Source organism: Halomonas sp. AOP22-C1-8 (assembly GCF_052378905.1).
GTDB classification, from domain to species: domain Bacteria; phylum Pseudomonadota; class Gammaproteobacteria; order Pseudomonadales; family Halomonadaceae; genus Vreelandella; species Vreelandella citrativorans.
Map to the genome: position 1 here is coordinate 49,491 of NZ_JBQSYD010000020.1, position 17,701 is coordinate 67,191.

Annotated in this window: 18 protein-coding genes; 11 read left to right on the top strand and 7 right to left on the bottom strand. The window is 56.8% G+C overall.

Annotated elements, in window-relative coordinates; translation table 11 throughout:
• Positions 1 to 120: 120 nt before the first annotated feature.
• From fhuE to ACT3TY_RS11945, 5 genes are all read left to right on the top strand, one after another.
• Positions 121 to 2,349 carry a ferric-rhodotorulic acid/ferric-coprogen receptor FhuE gene (fhuE, locus tag ACT3TY_RS11925; RefSeq protein ID WP_444628384.1) on the top strand — a complete coding sequence of 743 codons (2,229 nt, stop codon included), beginning with the start codon at positions 121 to 123 and terminating at the stop codon, positions 2,347 to 2,349.
• A gap of 97 nt (positions 2,350 to 2,446) precedes the next feature.
• A complete protein-coding gene (locus tag ACT3TY_RS11930; RefSeq protein ID WP_444628385.1) occupies positions 2,447 to 3,439 on the top strand; it encodes an iron-siderophore ABC transporter substrate-binding protein in 993 nt (330 codons plus the stop codon).
• Complete coding sequence (locus tag ACT3TY_RS11935) at positions 3,399 to 4,475, top strand: FecCD family ABC transporter permease (protein ID WP_444628387.1); 1,077 nt, start codon at positions 3,399 to 3,401, stop codon at positions 4,473 to 4,475. The genes ACT3TY_RS11930 and ACT3TY_RS11935 overlap by 41 nt, the downstream gene beginning before the upstream one ends.
• Positions 4,472 to 5,545, top strand: coding sequence for a FecCD family ABC transporter permease (locus ACT3TY_RS11940; protein WP_444628389.1), 1,074 nt, complete (start codon positions 4,472 to 4,474; stop codon positions 5,543 to 5,545). Before ACT3TY_RS11935 ends, ACT3TY_RS11940 begins: the two co-directional genes overlap by 4 nt.
• The gene (locus tag ACT3TY_RS11945; protein ID WP_444628391.1) at positions 5,542 to 6,384 is read left to right on the top strand and encodes an ABC transporter ATP-binding protein; all 843 of its coding nucleotides are present in this window, start codon (positions 5,542 to 5,544) and stop codon (positions 6,382 to 6,384) included. Before ACT3TY_RS11940 ends, ACT3TY_RS11945 begins: the two co-directional genes overlap by 4 nt.
• Here ACT3TY_RS11945 and ACT3TY_RS11950 read toward each other — a convergent pair.
• Complete coding sequence (locus ACT3TY_RS11950) at positions 6,381 to 7,754, bottom strand: amidase (RefSeq protein ID WP_444628392.1); 1,374 nt, start codon at positions 7,752 to 7,754, stop codon at positions 6,381 to 6,383. The genes ACT3TY_RS11945 and ACT3TY_RS11950 overlap by 4 nt on opposite strands.
• Before the next feature lie 205 nt (positions 7,755 to 7,959).
• Positions 7,960 to 9,189 carry an MFS transporter gene (locus ACT3TY_RS11955; RefSeq protein WP_444628394.1) on the bottom strand — a complete coding sequence of 410 codons (1,230 nt, stop codon included), beginning with the start codon at positions 9,187 to 9,189 and terminating at the stop codon, positions 7,960 to 7,962.
• A gap of 135 nt (positions 9,190 to 9,324) precedes the next feature.
• Between ACT3TY_RS11955 and ACT3TY_RS11960 the strand changes: the two genes are divergently transcribed.
• On the top strand, positions 9,325 to 9,888 hold the full coding sequence (locus tag ACT3TY_RS11960; protein ID WP_444628395.1) for a TetR/AcrR family transcriptional regulator: 564 nt from the start codon (positions 9,325 to 9,327) through the stop codon (positions 9,886 to 9,888).
• A 60-nt stretch (positions 9,889 to 9,948) separates the two neighbouring features.
• On the opposite strand, the gene ACT3TY_RS11965 is transcribed toward ACT3TY_RS11960, so the two are convergent.
• The 4 genes from ACT3TY_RS11965 to ACT3TY_RS11980 form a co-directional block, all read right to left on the bottom strand.
• Entirely contained in the window at positions 9,949 to 11,145 is a 1,197-nt protein-coding gene (locus ACT3TY_RS11965; RefSeq protein WP_444628397.1) for a Bcr/CflA family efflux MFS transporter, read from the bottom strand.
• Between the two features lie 133 nt (positions 11,146 to 11,278).
• On the bottom strand, positions 11,279 to 12,439 hold the full coding sequence (lldD, locus tag ACT3TY_RS11970; protein ID WP_172118153.1) for an FMN-dependent L-lactate dehydrogenase LldD: 1,161 nt from the start codon (positions 12,437 to 12,439) through the stop codon (positions 11,279 to 11,281).
• A 127-nt stretch (positions 12,440 to 12,566) separates the two neighbouring features.
• On the bottom strand, positions 12,567 to 12,890 hold the full coding sequence (locus ACT3TY_RS11975) for a LysR substrate-binding domain-containing protein (RefSeq protein ID WP_444628399.1): 324 nt from the start codon (positions 12,888 to 12,890) through the stop codon (positions 12,567 to 12,569).
• On the bottom strand, positions 12,839 to 13,480 hold the full coding sequence (locus ACT3TY_RS11980; protein ID WP_444628401.1) for a LysR family transcriptional regulator: 642 nt from the start codon (positions 13,478 to 13,480) through the stop codon (positions 12,839 to 12,841). The genes ACT3TY_RS11975 and ACT3TY_RS11980 overlap by 52 nt, the downstream gene beginning before the upstream one ends.
• Positions 13,481 to 13,621: 141 nt before the next feature.
• Here ACT3TY_RS11980 and ACT3TY_RS11985 point away from each other — a divergent pair, with 141 nt between their 5' ends.
• The 5 genes from ACT3TY_RS11985 to ACT3TY_RS12005 all read left to right on the top strand — a co-directional run bounded on the left by ACT3TY_RS11985 (position 13,622) and on the right by ACT3TY_RS12005 (position 16,552).
• A complete protein-coding gene (locus tag ACT3TY_RS11985) occupies positions 13,622 to 14,014 on the top strand; it encodes a RidA family protein (RefSeq protein WP_444628402.1) in 393 nt (130 codons plus the stop codon).
• A 315-nt stretch (positions 14,015 to 14,329) separates the two neighbouring features.
• Entirely contained in the window at positions 14,330 to 14,848 is a 519-nt protein-coding gene (locus tag ACT3TY_RS11990; protein WP_444622401.1) for a cupin domain-containing protein, read from the top strand.
• A 67-nt stretch (positions 14,849 to 14,915) separates the two neighbouring features.
• Positions 14,916 to 15,560 (top strand): TetR family transcriptional regulator C-terminal domain-containing protein, encoded by a 645-nt coding sequence (locus ACT3TY_RS11995; protein ID WP_444622402.1) that lies wholly within the window; start codon positions 14,916 to 14,918, stop codon positions 15,558 to 15,560.
• Positions 15,557 to 16,234: a type 1 glutamine amidotransferase domain-containing protein gene (locus tag ACT3TY_RS12000; RefSeq protein ID WP_193055383.1), complete on the top strand. Its 678-nt coding sequence runs from the start codon at positions 15,557 to 15,559 to the stop codon at positions 16,232 to 16,234. Before ACT3TY_RS11995 ends, ACT3TY_RS12000 begins: the two co-directional genes overlap by 4 nt.
• Positions 16,235 to 16,255: 21 nt before the next feature.
• On the top strand, positions 16,256 to 16,552 hold the full coding sequence (locus ACT3TY_RS12005) for a DUF1330 domain-containing protein (RefSeq protein WP_172118158.1): 297 nt from the start codon (positions 16,256 to 16,258) through the stop codon (positions 16,550 to 16,552).
• Between the two features lie 295 nt (positions 16,553 to 16,847).
• Here ACT3TY_RS12005 and ACT3TY_RS12010 read toward each other — a convergent pair whose 3' ends face one another.
• Positions 16,848 to 17,657 (bottom strand): sulfite exporter TauE/SafE family protein, encoded by an 810-nt coding sequence (locus ACT3TY_RS12010; RefSeq protein ID WP_087108065.1) that lies wholly within the window; start codon positions 17,655 to 17,657, stop codon positions 16,848 to 16,850.
• Between the last annotated feature and the right edge of the window lie 44 nt (positions 17,658 to 17,701).

Genomic DNA, 17,701 nt, shown 5'->3' on the forward strand with positions numbered 1-17,701 from the left:
CATCTCAAACAATAAGCGTTCTCATGATCATTTACATATGAGAACTGTTTTTATATGATCCCTCTGTATTACTGATAATACTAACGAGCAAGCGCCCATAGGCGCGATGCAAGGGATTATATGAAAACGCCTTTACTCCATGCCTTAAACACGACACGCTTCGCTGGCTCTATCTCCAGGCCCACCCAACTCTTCACTAAAAGCGCACTATCCTTTCGAGAAGTCACCTTTACCGCCATTTTGTCTACGTCGCTGCTGGCTTCAACAGGTGTTGCGGCGCAAACCACTGACGCCGCTAGCCCAGAAGCGCTGGAAACCGTGACGGTCACGGGCGAAAACCTTTATGACAACGTTGGCTATACGCGCCGCACCACCAGCGCGGGTACCGGTTTAACACTAAGCCAAAAAGAGCTGCCACAAGCCATCAGCATCGTTACTGAACAACGAATGCAGGACCAAAACCTGGATACCGTCGAGGCGGTATTAAGTAACGTCACGGGTATTTCAACGCGTAATGTCGATAGTGATCGTGTCGGCTTTTCCTCCCGTGGTTTTCGTATTAACAGCTTTCAGTACGACGGCATCCCTACGCTAAACACGGATAACCGTTGGTATTTTGGTGAAGGTCGGCTCAATACGGCTATTTATGACCGCGTTGAAGTAATACGTGGCGCCAACGGGCTGGTTAGTGGATCGGGCAACCCAGGCGCTTCGGTTAATTTTGTGCGCAAGCATGCTGAGAGCCGGGAATTTACTGGCTCCGTTTCTGGCACGCTGGGCAGTTGGGATAAACGCGGTAGCACTGTTGACATAACCACACCGCTAACCGCCTCGGGCAATGTGCGGGCGCGCTTTATCGGCGGTTATGAAGAAGGGGGTGCCCACCTTGACCGTCAGGATAAGCGAAGCATGTTCGGCTACGGCGTTATTGATGCAGACGTAACCGACGCCACCACGCTTTCGTTGGGCTTTGATTACCAGGACAGCCACACCTCTTCACCCACATGGGGCGGTCTACCGCTGTGGTTCAGCGACGGCACGCCAACCAATTACTCACGCTCGTTCAGCGTGGCGCCGGATTGGTCCTACTACGACTTCAAATCTGAAAAAGTCTTCGCGGAAATCAACCATCGGTTTGCTAATGACTGGCAGGCTCGTGTAGTGGGCACCCACGAAAAAACCGATATGGATGGCAAGCTGGCGTATCCCTACGTGGAAGGAATGCTGCCAGACCAAATGGATGGCAGTGGCGTCGGCTTCTATACCGGATGGAACAAGGGGCATCGGAAAGTTAACTCTGTAGATGCCCAGGTCAGCGGGCCATTCGAGCTATTGGGACGCGAACACGAACTGGTCGTAGGCGGTAGCTACAGCGACCAGAAGAACAACTACGAAAACAGCTTCATTGATGGTCTCTTCACGGTTGATGACTTCAACAACTGGGGTGGCTCGGCACCTAACGAGGGCTGGTCCGAATTTACCCCTTCTGAAGCATCAAGCACTCGTCAGAAAGCCGTCTATACCGCTTCACGATTCTCACTTGCTGATCCGTTAACGCTGATTCTCGGCGCACGCTATACCGAATGGGATGGAATGACGCTATTCCGTAGCCTGGATAGCCAGAGCAAGCACGAAGTAACACCTTACGGTGGAATCGTATACGACCTCAACGATACCTATTCAGCCTTTGCCAGCTACACCGAGATTTTCGAGCCGCAAAACTACCGCGATGCGAGTGGCGCCTACCTGGACCCGGTGGTAGGCAAAAACTATGAGACCGGCCTCAAGGCGGCCTGGCTTAATGGCCTGGTTAACGGCTCTTTCTCAGTCTTCCGAATAGAGCAAGACAACGTTGCCACGGCAGACCCGGGGCTTCCTGGGCAAACCGAGACGTACTACTCCGCCGCTAGCGGCGGAGTGAGTGAGGGCTTTGAAGTGGAACTAAGTGGTGCGGTCACTGATGATCTTGATATGACGATCGGCTACTCCCACTTCACCGCGAAAGCCAAAGAAGGCACGTTCAATACCAATCAGCCACGCTCGCTGTTCAATCTTTTTGCCAGCTATAACGTGCCACAAAAGCGTGAGCTAACGATTGGCGGCGGCGTTAACTGGCAGAGCAGCCTGTTGGCTAGCGACCTCACCACCCCCGCCGGTATACCTACCGAGTATGAGCAAGGCAGCTATACGCTTGCCAATCTTTTTGGCCGCTACCAGTTCAATCAAGACCTATCACTTCAGGTCAACATCAAGAACCTGTTCGACGAAAAGTACTACAGCAATGTCGGTGGCTACGGCGTCTATGGCGAACCAGCCAGCATCTCCTCGACGCTGCGCTATTCGTTCTAATGCACAGGCGTTAGCAATGATGGCGTCGCCTTGATACCACCGCCTCCATTCGCCCTGCCCGAATGGAGGCGATTGCATAATTGAACCGGAGAGCATAATGACCTGGCTACGTAGCAGTAAAGCACTAGGCCTTGCGGCCGTTGCAACGCTTACTTTAGGGTCAACCCTCGCGGGTGCCCAAGAGTACCCGCTAGAAATCGAACACGCCCTTGGCACCACCATCCTTCAGGAAAAACCCGAACGGATCGCGACCGTGGCGTGGGCGAACCATGAGGTGCCGCTGGCGTTAGGCGTTGTACCGGTCGGCTTTGCTGCCGCCAACTTTGGCGATACCAACGGCAACGGTTTGCTCCCTTGGGTGGAAGCCAGGCTTGAAGAACTTGAAGTAACGCCCCCCGCCCTGTTCGATGAAGGTGATGGCATTGATTTTGAGGCCGTTGCGGCCAGTCAACCTGATGTAATCCTTGCGGCCTATTCAGGGCTTAGCCAAGCGGACTACACCACCTTGAGCCAAATTGCCCCCATCATCGGTTACTCCGAGGGCCCGTGGGCGACAGACTGGCGCGATATGATTCTTCTCAATAGTGCTGGCATGGGCATGGCCGACGAAGGCCAGGCACTGATTGAACGCCTTGAACGCCAAATTGCTGACACTGCCCAGGCGCATGCCGAACTAGAGGGCAAAACAGCCATGTTCGTGACGCACCTCGACCCCACCAACCTGGGGCGCATCTCTTTCTACACCGATAACGATGCACGCGTGCGATTCTTCCATGACCTGGGGCTGGTCTCGCCAGAAATCGTTCAAGCCAACTCGGCACCGGGCACGTTTTCAGGCGAAATCAGCGCTGAGCTAATCGACCAACTAGCAGACGTGGATATTCTCGTCACCTACGGCGGACAAGCGCTGATTGAACAGCTCGAAGCCCATCCGTTGACCTCTCGGCTGCCCGTCGTTGAAAACGGCGCCATTGTGCTGCTCGACAATAGTCCGCTGGGTACTGCGGCCAATCCGACACCCATGTCGATTTCATGGTTATTAGACGATTATGCTGACCTGCTCTCAGAAGCCGCACGCCACGCAGAGTAACGTTGTTACTGCACCCGCCGCTAGCGTTACCCGGCAGCGTAACAAGCGAGGCACGCGCCTTGCTGGAGGCCTACTGCTGCTGGCGCTGCTTGCGTTGGCGCTAACGCTTTCTGTGGCGTTTGGCGCTCGCACGGTGGGTTGGCCAGAGGTAATGGCGGCGCTAAGCGGGCAGGTAGAAACCATTGGTGATGCCGCCGTGGCGAGCCGCTTGCCGCGTACTCTACTGGCAGTGCTGGCAGGCGCCGCGCTTGCCGTATCAGGAGGCGTTATGCAAGGGCTTACCCGTAATCCGCTTGCCGACCCCGGCCTGTTAGGCGTTAACGCCGGGGCGGCGCTGGCCATTGTCATAGGAATCGCGTGGTTTGGGATTGATAAAACCACGACCTACATCTGGACGGCTATTCTGGGTGCAGGGCTTGCCGCCGTAGCGGTTTACACCATCGCGAGCCTGGCACGCGGGGGCGCCACACCGCTCAGGTTGGCGTTGGCCGGAGCCGCTACGACGGCGGCGCTAAGCTCGCTGGCGACGGCCGTTATACTGCCACGCGGCGATATTGCGGGGCTGGCGCAGTCGTGGCTGGTGGGCGGTATTGGCGGCGCGACGTACGATCAGATCACGCCCGTGCTGCCTTTTCTGCTCGCAGGTTTTGTGATCACGTTACTCGCCGCGCGCAAGCTCAACCTGCTGGCACTGGGCGACGATGCCGCTGCGGGCCTGGGCGAAAAAGTCGCCGTCGCCAGAGCCATGTCGGCGGTGGGCGCGGTACTGCTATGCGGCCCGATTACGGCTATCTGTGGCCCCATCGGCTTTGTCGGGCTGGTGGTGCCACATGCCTGCCGCCTGCTTGTTGGCGGTGACTACCGCTGGCTATTGCCGTTTTCCGCCCTAGGTGGCGCCGTGCTGTTAACGTTTTCAGATGTGGTGGGGCGGCTGGTAGCGCATCCTGCGGAGCTTGATGCGAGCATCGTTACCGCCTTTATCGGTGCCCCCGTGTTTATCTGGATCGTACGCAACCGCAAAGTAGGCGCGCTATGAACCCGCCCTCTTATAACGTCACTCCTTCATCCCCCTCTCAACGCCATGGGCACCGTCCTTACGGGCAGATGCGTCGGGCACACGCCAAGCGCCGGGGGCGGATACTTGCGGTATTGGCCGCCTGTTTACTGGCAGGCGTAGTGTTGACCTTGATGCTCGGGCAGTCCTTTACGCCACTCACCACGGTGCTGCGCATTCTGGGTGGCGCTGAGGTGCCCGGGGCCAGTTTTACCGTGCGAGAATTACGCTTACCAAGGGCCGTGGTTGCGGTGCTGGCAGGCGCCTGTTTTGGACTGGGTGGTGTCGCTTTTCAAACCCTACTGCGTAACCCGCTGGCAAGCCCCGACATTATCGGTATTAGTACCGGCGCGAGCACCGGCGCGGTGTTTGCCATTGTAGTGCTATCGCTCAGTGGCACGGCGGTTTCGATCCTTGCGATTGCGGCGGGGCTAGGCGTGGCGCTGTTAATCTACGGGCTCTCCTGGCAGCAAGGCGTAACCGGCGCTCGATTAATTCTCATCGGCATTGGCCTGGCCGCGATGCTACAGAGCGTTACGGCGTACCTTTTAATGCGTGCGCCCAGTTGGTCACTACAGGAAGCACTGCGCTGGATGGCGGGTAGCCTTAACGGTGTGCAGCTTGACCAGGCACTGCCGCTGTTTATCGCCCTGCTACTGTTTGGCGGGCTGCTGTTAAGCCGCCACCGTGACCTGGAAACCCTGCGCATGGGTGACGATATCGCGGTAGGGCTGGGTGTTCGTTTAGCCCTCACGCGAATTACTGTGGTAATTACCGCCGTGGCGCTTGTCGCCTTTGCCACTGCGGTAACCGGCCCGATTGCGTTTGTGGCGTTTCTTTCCGGCCCCATTGCGGCACGTTTAGTGGGGCGCAACGGCTCGCTATTGATTCCTTCTGCGCTGGTAGGCGCTCTGCTGGTGCTTCTGGCAGACTACGCGGGCCAGTTTTTACTACCTGCCCGCTATCCGGTCGGCATTGTGACCGGCGTATTAGGCGCCCCCTATCTCGTTTACCTGATTACTCGCGACAATAAAAGCAGAGGCACCCTATGAGCGCTTCGTCGCTTCTCGCCCAACACCTGACCGCAGGTTACGGCGAACGGACCATTCTTAATGACGTGAGCCTAACCGTTCAAGCGGGGCAAACAACCGCTATTGTGGGCGCTAACGCCTGTGGAAAATCGACGCTGTTGCGCGTGCTTTCGCGTCTCATGACACCGGAGCAAGGCAACGTGTTGCTGGATGGTAACGCCATTCATAAGCTCCCCGCCCGCCGCCTGGCGCAACAGCTGGGGTTTCTGCCTCAGTCGCCTATCGCGCCGGAAGGCATCACTGTGCTGGAGCTGGTGAGCCGCGGCCGCCACCCGCATCAAGGGCTTTTCCAACGCTGGAGCGCTACCGATGAAGCCGCCGTGGCCGATGCTTTAAGCGCGACTCACATGGCTAACCTGGCCGACAGCGCCGTAGAAGAACTCTCCGGCGGGCAGCGCCAGCGGGCGTGGATCGCCATGGCCCTTGCTCGGCAAACTGATGTGTTACTGCTGGACGAGCCCACGACCTTTCTGGATATCAACCACCAGATCGAAGTGCTCGACCTGCTCACCGACTTAAACCAAACGCGCGGCACCACCATTGTGATGGTGCTTCACGAGCTGAACCTGGCCGCCCGCTACGCCGACAAGCTAGTCGCCATGGCTAACGGCAACATCTACGCCGTTGGCCCATCGGAAGACGTATTTACCGAACAGATGGTACGCGACGTATTTGACCTGGAAAGCCGGGTCATCGACGACCCGGTCACGGGAAAACCCATGATGATACCGCTGGGGCGGCATGGGACGCGCAAGCGTAAGCACGCACCCACTGCCGATAGAGAGACACAGGCCGGTTAAGTGGGGGAAAGAGGCTGCTCAATGGCCCGCCCAACCTGTAGCACTTTGGCGTCATCAAATGCCTTACCCATGATCTGGACCCCCACGGGCAGCCCTTGATGATCCTTACCAAATGGCACCGTCAGCGCGGGTAGTCCGGTCACATTGGCGGGTGCGCATAAGCGCACATACGCTTCGGCGACACTCTCTTGGCTGCCGTCTTCCCAATCAAACGTATCCTGCTCCAAGCGTGCTGCTGTCTGGGGCACGGTGGGTGTCAGTAGAACATCGATGTCTGAAAACAGAGAGCCCCAGCGCTTAGCAATGAGGTTCCGGGCACGCTGCGCCTTCAAATAATCGCCTGCTGACAGCAGTTGTCCGGCTTCGAGCAAGGTGCGTACATCATCACCGTATAGCGATGCTGATTGACGTATGTCCTTGGCGTGTACGGTTGCTGCCTCGGCCACCATCAGGCCCCATTGAGTCGGGATGAGGTAGTCAGCCAGCGGAATATCCACCTCCACCAGCACGGCGCCCTGTTGTTCCAGATGCGCTGCCGCACGCCTAACAGCCGCGGCGACTGGCTCCGCAACGTGGTCAAAATAATAGTTGCGTGGGATACCAACACGCAACCCATGCACACTCGACTGTGCATTGATATCGAAAGAGGCAGGAGGAGTACGGCTAGCGGGGTCGCGCGCATCAAAGCCCATCACTGCCTGCAATAACAGGCCAACATCCTCTACCGTGCGTGCCATAGGGCCCGCATGATCGAGCGACCAGGCCAGGGGCATAGTGCCGTGGCGAGAAACCAAGCCATACGTTGGCTTGAACCCGACTAACCCGCAAAGTGCTGCGGGCACCCGAATCGAGCCACCGGTATCGGTTCCCATGGCTGCCCAGGCGCCGCCATAGGCAACCGCTGCTGCAGAGCCCCCACTGGAGCCCCCCGGCGTGCGCTGTGGATCAAGCGGATTGCGCGTTTGTGGTGTGGTCAGGCCGAAAGCGAACTCATGCAAATGGGTCTTGCCCAGGAATATGGCGCCGCCACGCAGCAAGGCATCCGTTACCGCGCTGTTGGCCTCTGCCTGATGCCCGTCCCGAACACGGGAGCTGGCAGTGGTGGGTTGGCCAGCAACATCGAACAAGTCTTTCAGCGCGATAGGAATGCCATGCAGCGGCCCACGGTAACGGCCATGTTGAATGTCTCGCTCGGCCTCAAGTGCCTGCTCACGGGCGGCTTCTTCCCATACAGATACAAAAGCGTTGATCTCGGGCTCTCGCGCACCAATACGCGCCAAGGCCGCATCCACCAATTCTACTGGCGACAGTTCGCGTGCCGCGATGGCGGCACTGGCTTGGGCCAGTGTCAGGTTTAATGGGTTTAGCATGGCTTGTTCCCCTGGCTAGCATCAAAGGCAAATGAAGGAGTGCATGATTCATCAATAGGTAATTCGTCGAGCCGGGCAATGACCGTGTGTATGTGATGCAGTACACCCGCAATCAGTGGCGCACGTTCAGAGTTCAGGGGCAGCCCTAGGCTAGTAGCCAGAGCCAGGGTTTCCTCGGCGGACATAGGAGAGACATTTTGAACAGTCATGCTTGATTTCCTTTCTTCATTGAAGTGCGCGCTTGCATAAGCAGCAGGATAATGGCGAGCAAGGCCAGCGCTGTGATCACCGCACCATAGACATTGACCGCGGCCAGCAAGCCGGCCTTCTGCGCCAGGAAGCCGACAGCCATCGTGGGCACGCTATGGGCCAGATAACTTTCGATATAGAACACGCCCATCAGCGCGGCACGTTCATGGGGCTCAGCCAACGGCAGGACACTGCGTACAGCCCCGAGGAAGCTCGCGCCAAACCCAAACCCCGCAATGACCGACCCGGCCAACAGCAAGACCGCGTTTCCCTGGTTAGCCCCGACCAAAATGACAACCAGCCCTGCGACCAAGGCAAGTTCGCCAGACAAGAGGGTTGTAAAAGCGCTCAGCTTGCGAGCCGCCAGAACCGCTGTGGCGCCGGTGAGCGTTAGCGCTGCGACGACAAGACCACCCAGCCATGGCGTGTTCACATGCGTAACGTCAACGATCAGCGATGGCATAAGCGATAGATAAAAACCACCTAGCATCCACACTGCCACGTTTGCAGGAGTGACAGATAACAGCGTTTTGCGCGCTTGCAGCGGCACGGTAATGCGTGGTTTCAGGCTTGCCCATGCACCCGGGCGATATGTCACCGTCTCTGGTGCCAACCAAATCAAGCCCAGCATCACCAGAAAAATAGCCAGCAACAACGCGTACACCATGTGCAGCGGATCGGGCGCCAACACGATCAACGAGGTACTGCCTAGCGCGCCGGCTGCCATACCAAGCAGTGGTGAGATACTGTTAATCACAGCCCCCTTCTCCCGACTAACATCGAGTATCGCCGCGCCAACTGCTGCAGTGGCCATACCCGTGGCAAAGCCTTGCAGAGCGCGCGCACCAATCAGCCAACCCGGCCCGGCCGCACCCAAAAAAACCACCATAGCGATGATCTGTAGCGACAACGCCATGGCAATAACCGGACGTCGACCAATATGATCGGACAGCCTCCCCGTCACCAGCAGTGCCAAAAGCAAAGCCAGCGCGTAAGTGGCAAAAACCACCGTCAGCAGTGTTGCGCTAAAGCTCCACTGCTGCTGATAAAGTTGGTACAGCGGGGTAGGCGCACTCGATGCTGCTAAAAAGGCAATCATTATCGCTGTGTGCAGGAAAACGGTACGGGCGGGAGACAAACTCCAGCTAGAGGAACGGCGGACAGTATCAGAAACGTTGATGGACATGATCTCTCCCAAAAGGCAAAATATTAGCTTTAAAGAGCATAAACTCAATAAATCACTAACGCAAATATTTTGCTTTAGCGATTTATTGCACCGTACCGACGAAACCGTACTGACGAATAAGTACTGAAGGAACACATGACCAACAAACCCACCCCCCGTCCAGGTGGCCGCAGCGCTCGTATTCAGGCTGCCGTTCATCAAGCCGTTCGAGATCTGCAACAAGAACAAGGCCGGGCCGGGCTTACGGTGCCCGCCATCGCCACACGCGCTGACGTCACCCCCTCGACGATCTACCGTCGCTGGGGTGACCTTACCCAGTTACTGGCCGACGTTGCCGTCGAGCAACTACAGCCGGAGCAGCCGCCAGCCGATACGGGAAGTTTGCGTAGCGACTTGTTAGCCTGGCTTGTTGAGTACTTTGAGGAGATGTCATCAGCCCCAGGGCGGGCGATGCTCCGCGATGTTCTAGGCACAGAAGGCCATACCAGCGCGGGTAAATGTGATGGTTTCTTGCGTCAGCAGATCGAAGTAATCAACGAACGCGGTCTTGCCAGAGGAGAGCAGCCGATAGATATAGGGCGGGTCACCCAAATAGTGGTGGCGCCTCTGATGTACCGCATCCTGTTTGCTAACGAAACACCGACTGCGCAGACCATAGAAGCACTTTTCGAACAATTAGTAAGCTCAGCAGATACTTAATAAAAAAGCCCCGTGTTCTGGATAACACGGGGCTTTTGGCAAGGGGCGCTGTTGGGCTCATTACGCCTCGACCGCGGCACGCCCCTTGATAATTGAGCGGGCAAGCAGCAGATACGCGACCGAGCCACAGGCGGCCATGGCCAACACCACCGCTTCAAGCGTATGCGGCAGCATGGCAGATAGGGCGCTCAAAATCCCGGCGATACCGAACTGAGCGGCGCCCAAAAGCGCGGCGGCGGTACCACTACTAGTGGGGAAGAACTCCAAAAAGCAGGCCTGAATATTGGGCGAGATCGCCCCTACTGTGCCGATGGTCAGCATCATGGCGAACAGGAAAGCGTACATTGGCCACTCCATAAAGGCAGCCATCACTAACAATACAATGCCGACCGCTTGGCAGCCCGTTGCCAATTGCAGAATACGCAGCGACGATATTCTGGAAAGCAGTACACGGTTGCAAATATTGAAGAAAAGCATCGCGACGATGTTAGCCGCAAACAGCATCGAAAAACTTGAGGGCGACTGGCCGAAGTGCCCCTGATAGATAAAGGAAGCGTAGGTAATGAACATCATCAGGGTGGAGAAGGAGGCGGCCTGCCAAGCGATAAACGGTAAAGCTGGTTTCGTCGACAGCACCAGTTTGTAACGCGCCAGCAAGCTCATCTTGGGGCTTTTTGATCGCGACACTTTGCCCTTCCCGGAAAAAAGCACCCGCACCAGTAACGGCACCAGCAGCACCGCGTAAACCGCCAAGGCAAAGAAAATATTGTGCCAGGAACCCACCGCCAAAATCGCACTACCAACGCTCGGGGCGATACCCGGCGCCAGCACCATGATAAAGCCCATCATCGAGAACAGCTTCGCGGCATCACGGCCCGCCACCCGGTCGCGCACCAGTGCCGGTACCGACACCAGCGTTAACCCCGCGCCAATGGCTTGAACGGCCCGCCCGCTAAGCAGAGTGTTCAAGGATTCCGCCACGCCGATGACAATGCTTGCGAGCGCAAAAATTGCCAGCCCGCTCATCAATACACGTTGGCGACCGAAGCGGTCCGAAAGCGCCCCTCCAATGAGCTGCCCCACAGCCATCGCGAACACGTACACCGAAACGCTTAACGATACGGCCTGCTGAGATATCCCCAGCGACTCGCCAATGACCGGAAAGGCCGGCAGGTACGTATCCATGGAAAACGGGCCCAGCATCATGGTTAATGCCAGGCTCAGTACCACAATGAAGGGCGTTTTAGATTGGGTCATAGAAGCTCGCGTACAGTGGCTTAATGATGAACAGCATCAGCGATATGATACCGATTGACTCCATCATCAGCCAATATTCGCCTGGAAGTGGCTACCAAGCTACCACGTTGGGCCATCCAACAGTCCGCGTGTGCTACTCGCTCCTTTTCATCTCTTTAACCACAGCATCCAGGTGGCTTGAGTTGATCTCGGCAGGCGAGTTGGCGCCGATCAACGTCATGGTGACGCGCATATCGGCGGCGATTAGATCCAGCAGGTGGGAAACGCCCTGCTCGCCCCGTGCGGCCAAGGCGTAAACGTAAGCACGGCCCAGTAGAACGCCTTGGGCGCCTAGCGCCAGCATACGCACCACATCAAGCCCAGAGCGCACGCCAGAGTCCGCCAGCACCGTCAGCTCATCGCCCACGGCCTCGGCAATATGCGGTAGCGCTTGGGCGGTAGAAATAGCCCCATCTAATTGGCGCCCACCGTGGTTGGACACCACGATACCGTCGGCCCCCATGCGTACCGCATCTCGCGCATCTTCTTTATCCAACAACCCTTTGATGATCAGCTTGCCCTTCCAGCTCTCACGAATCCACTCAAGCTCACTCCAGCTAATGGAGGGGTCAAAGTTTTTCGCCAGAAAGCCCATGTAGTCGTCCATGTTCATTTCGCGCCCGGTGTAGGCCTCGATGTTACCGAACGACAGCGGCTTGCCTTTAAGCCCTACATCAAACGCCCACTGCGGGTGGGTGATTGCCTGAGCGTACTGGCGCAGCTTGGCATTGGGGCCTGACATACCCGAGCGACGGTCACGGTAGCGCGAACCCGGCAGCGGCATATCCACGGTAAACACTAGCGTTTTCATGCCTGCTTCCCAAGCGCGCTCCAGGGCATTTTTCATAAAGCCGCGATCTTTCAGCACATAAAGCTGAGACCACTGCTCGCCGTGGGCATTTTTCGCCACTTCCTCAATCGAGCAAACCGAAACGGTGGAGAGCGTATAGGGAATCCCCGCCTTTTCTGCCGCGCGCGCAGCCTGCACTTCGCCGCGCCGAGCATACATGCCCGTGGCGCCCACCGGTGCCAGCGCAACCGGCATTTTCCACTGGCTGCCTAAAATTTCGGTTTCAAGCGACGGCGTCCCGCCCCCCTGCAGCACGCGCTGACGTAAAGGAATAGCCTGCAACGCCTCCACATTGCTGCGCAGCGTGCTTTCCGTGACCGAGCCGCCATCAAGGTAATCAAACAAAAAACGAGGAACACGCCGCTTGGCGGCTTGCCGGTAATCAGAAGGGCTTGAAATGATCATGAATTCGCCTTAACTCGACACGGGAAACGGAGAAGTGAGCGTATGTTTGAAATCTTGATACCAATCCCAACTAGCGTACCAAGTTACGCCACTTCTATAGCCATTCGCTGCGCTGAACTTTAGTCTATTAGCGGTTTGGTTTATGCCCCAGCTCACGCTCATTCATTAGCGCAACAACCCAATCAATGAACACACGTAGCTTAGCGCTTACATGCCGATTGGGCGGAAATGCGATGAACATCGGCATAGGGTCCAGGTGCCACTCTTCGAATAAGGGCACTAACTCACCGCGTGCAACGTGTTCCCGGACCATGTAATCAGGCAACAAAATCGTGCCCAGCCCCGCCAAACCTGCCGCAAGCGCTGCACTGCCATCATATCCTATAGTGCCCTTGAACGCTAACGCTCTCTGTTTCGTGGTGAAGGGTATAGAGGGAAGCCAAACCAGCACGCCACTTGAAGCCGACAATGTAATGAGGCGGGGCAGATAACGCTGACGGATGCGAAGGCGCCCCCGCTTTTTTGCAGATAACTGGGCGCGGCGTAAATACCAACACTCAGTTCCCCTATCCGGCGCGCCACCAACGATAAATCGGTAAGTTCTCCGCCACGCACTACGCAATCCACATTTTCGTCAATTAAGTCCACCAAGCGGTCGCTAACGCCCATATCAAGTTGAATATCGGGATACTGCGCGTAGAAGTCCGGTAGTGCCGGTATCAAAATCATTCGCGCAAACGGGCTGGGCACATCAACTCTAAGCCGTCCGCGAGGCGACATCACCGCATTGGAGAGGCTGGTTTCAGCATCATCCATATCGGCTAACAGTTTTATAACGCGCTCGTAGTAGGCCGCGCCGTCTGCCGTCGCGTTAACCTTACGGGTGGTGCGGTTAAGCAGCTTTACCCGCAGCCGTGCCTCTAACTGCTGCACTAACTGGGTCACGCTGGTTTTACTGATATGCAGCGTTTCAGCGGCCTTGGTAAAGCTGCCCGTCTCCACGACCCGAGCAAATGCCTGCATCGCATTAAAACGGTCCATTACAACGACACCGCCCTGTGATTGTTTGGAAAATGCAAACAGTGTTAATCAGAATTCTCTGTTTATCCAGCCTGACAGCAGACCTAGAGTAAATCACCCAACGGCCAAGCTGATATTTGAATAACGGATGGAGAAAGAGATATGGCAACGCGTAACGCAGTTTACCCTCAACGCAGGCAGGCACTTTACGAGAAGAATGGCTATTCTGCGGCCATCCGCTCGGGCGACTTGCTATTTGTATCGGGCCAAGTGGGCAGCCGTGAAGATGGTTCACCCGAACCGGACTTCGCCGCACAGGTTCAGCTCGCCTTCGACAACTTGCAAAACGTGCTGGAAGCCGCAGGCGCAAGCTTTGACGATATCGTCGATGTCACAACCTTTCATACGGACCCTGAAGCCCAATTCACTACCGTGCTGGAAGCCAAGACCCGCGCGTTCCCAGATAAACCCTACCCCAACTGGACGGCGGTCGGCGTAAACTGGCTGGCAGGCTTCGATTTTGAAATCAAAGTAATTGCGAGACTCTCCAACTAACCAGGAAGATTCACTGCTTTTGAAAAAGCGATGGTAGGAACCGACATTGCAGAAACGCCTAAAACGAACAATGCTTGAACAGTGTGTGTAGCGATGGAGTTTTGCAATGGCGGACTTCAAGCAACGCGAGTGGGTGAAATGAAATGGGCTGATCACTGGGCCACAGGCCAGGTGACCCACAAAGATAGCGAGAAGCCCCACCCTGCGTATCTGATCAAACAAGAGAACGGCAGCACAGTCTTGGAAGAAGAGCTTTGAAAACAGAATCTTGAAACTTCATACCGAGCTCAAAAAAGCATAGGCAAGGAGGCCACGGTGAGCATCCCACAGCCCGAAACACTCACTTTTGATAGCGATGAAACGAGCGGCTATCCCAACTCCCCACTACCCGTACTGATATACCGCAAGGTTCTCGACCTCAGTAGCGCAGAAGCGCGGGCCGATACCTTTGAAAACATGTTCAAACAGCACGGCTGGCCGCCCGCATGGCGTTACTATTTATATGATTTTGACCACTTTCACTCCACCGCCCACGAGGCGCTAGGCATTTTTCAGGGCCAAGCCAGAGCGCGGCTGGGCGGCCCCAATGGCCAAGAAGTGATGCTTTACGCGGGTGATGTGCTGGTACTGCCCGCAGGAGTGGGTCATGCCTGCGTAGAGGCGGACGACGATTTTTGCATGGTCGGCGCCTACCCGCCGGGGCAAAACCCGGAGAACGAGCGCGGCGACCCGGCCGAGCTTTCGGCAGCACAAGCGCGGGTGGCTTCCGTAACCGTGCCGGAGACTGCCCCGGTGGGCGGGCCACTCCAACCACAGTGGAAACCATCATCATAGAAACGGCGAGATAGAAACGGCGAGACCTAGCTAGACGACTGGTCTAATCAGGCGTAAGCTAGTCGCTATGAACATGATACCCGTCACCGGCGATGTCCGGCAGCGCATTCTTAACACCGGCCAGGTCATCATCGGTGGCAAGGGGTTCTCGGCGGTAGGTCTTAACGAGATTCTCAAAGCCGCCGAGGTGCCTAAAGGCTCCTTTTATCACTACTTCAGCTCCAAAGAAGCGTTTGGCGAAGCACTGCTGGAAGACTACTTCAGTGGTTATCTCGCGCAAATTGAAGAACGCCTTACCCAGCCGGGCGCTTCTCACGCTGAGCGTTTTCTCAGCTACTGGGCGCACTGGCGGGATACCCAACACCATTGCGACCCCAGCGGAAAATGCCTGGCGGTGAAGCTTGCCGCCGAAGTCAGCGATCTTTCCGAGCGCATGCGCCGCGTGCTGCAACATGGCACTGAGCGCATTATTACCAGGTTAGCCCAGTCAATCGAAGCCGCCACTGCCGATGGCTCGCTGCCTCAATCCGTTAGCGCTCAAGGTAGTGCCCTGGAACTAGCCACCACCCTTTACCAGCTATGGCTGGGCGCCAGCCTGCGCGCCAAAATCACCCGCGACCGGGTGCCGCTGGATGCCGCCTTTAAAGCCACCTACGCTTTGTTAAACCTCGACCCCAGCCGCCCTCTCAGCCTGCAAAGGACTCAATCATGAAAATTCTCGTAGTGGTTACCTCACACGACAAGCTTGGCGATACCGGCAATAAAACCGGCTTCTGGCTCGAAGAGCTGGCCGCGCCTTACTATGCGTGTAAAGATGCAGGTGCCGAGCTAACCCTGGCCTCGCCCGCTGGTGGCCAGCCGCCGCTCGACCCCAACAGCAACGTACCGGATGCTCAAACTGAGGCTACTAACCGCTTCCAAGTGGACCTCGACGCCCAAGCGGCGCTGGCTAACACCCATCAGCTTGCCGATATCGATATTGCTGAGTTCGACGCCATATTTTACCCCGGCGGCCACGGCCCGCTGTGGGACCTGGCCGAGAGCGCTACATCTGTGCGCCTGATTGAAGACGCCATTGCCGCCAACAAGCCTGTTGCTACGGTATGCCACGCCCCCGGTGTGCTGCGTCATGTGAAAGGCAGCGACGGCAAGCCGCTGGTCGCTGGCCGTAAAGTGACCGGTTTCAGCAACAGCGAAGAAGACGCCGTTGGCCTGACAAACGTGGTACCGTTTTTGGTCGAAGATATGCTCAAAGAGAGCGGCGGTGAGTACAGTAAAGGCGATGACTGGAGTTCTTACGTGCTCGTCGACGGCCTGCTGATTACCGGACAAAACCCCGGCTCATCCGAAGCCACCGCCCAAGCGCTGTTAAAGAAGCTTTCCTGATAATTACCCAAGGAGAATGGAATGCCGGCTTATGTTGTACTGACGCGTGAACGCACCCACGACGCGAAAGAAATGGAGCAATACGCCACCAAGGCCAAAGCCGCCCGCGAAGGCCACGACCCGAAGCCACTCGCCTTCTACGGTGACTTTGAAGTAATGGAAGGCAGCGACATGGAAGGCGCGGTAATTCTGCGCTTCCCCGACATGGCCGCCGCCCGCGCCTGGTACCAAAGCGACGCCTACCAAGAAGCTCGCCAGCATCGTTTCCAGGGTGCCGACTACCGCGTGTTTATTGTGGATGGGGTTGAAGAGACGTAAGCCTTTTTGCAATTACGCATAGACGCACAAAGGGCCGTTCGTGGTTACGAACGGCCCTTTTATCTTTTTAAAGACCAGCATATCTGTGCCTAATGGCTGAATAGCAATATCACTCTTGGCTTATTCACCAATGAACTGCTCTAACGGCCAATAGCGGAGTTTTTCCTTTGAGGTGGTGCGACTAAGAGCGCCAGCGCCACTGTTACCATCGGCCTTTAATCACGAAGTAAAGCAGATGCGCTGTCCGAGTCACCACATTGGGATAAAACAGTTCATCGCCACAGCCTGACTCAATTCAATGCATAAAAACCATCACCACCAGCACCATTGTCAGCAATAACAGGTACACCTTGGCATGAATACGGTCAGGGATGCGCCCGATCCAGACTGACGCCAAGCGGATACCGAGCCATGAGCCCACCGCAAGTACCAGCAAGGCACGCAGATCCACATAACCGGCATACCAGTTTCCTAACGCTGAGTGATTTGCCGACAGCAACACATACGTCGCGGTGCCACTCACTGCCATGGGCAACGACAACGGATTGGCCATGGCCGTGGCCGCCGTCATGCTCGCGCCTCTTCGCCGCATAAGCGGTACGGTCATTACACTGCCACCCACGCCCAGCAAAGCAGCCACCGCACCAATCAGTGTACCCACCATTGCCGTTACCCCACGCCCCATAGGGCGCACATCACTCCCTGACTGACGCAGAAAACCGGGCCGCAGAATAGCATCCGCAATCGTAATACCCAGATAGCCGATAAACGCCCAGCGCACCCATTCGCCACTTAACGATACTGCCACTGCCGCGCCGAGCACCGCCCCCATGGCGATATAGCCGACTAACGGACGCACTAGATGCCACTGCACGGTCTGTCGCCGATGATGACGCCATGTTGCCATTGAAGCCGCGAAGATCATCAGCGCCGTCGAGGTAGCCACCGCGATATGCATGGCTGCCATACCCGCCGCGCTATCTGGCCCATGGACGGCAATCAGTAAGGTATACAGCAAGGGAACCACTACAAACCCACCACCGAAGCCGAACAACACGGTGGTGACGCCCGCCAAACCGCCACAAAGAAGTAATACGCTATACACCGCCACTCTCCTGATGAAATTCAACAGCAGGGAGGATATGCCGA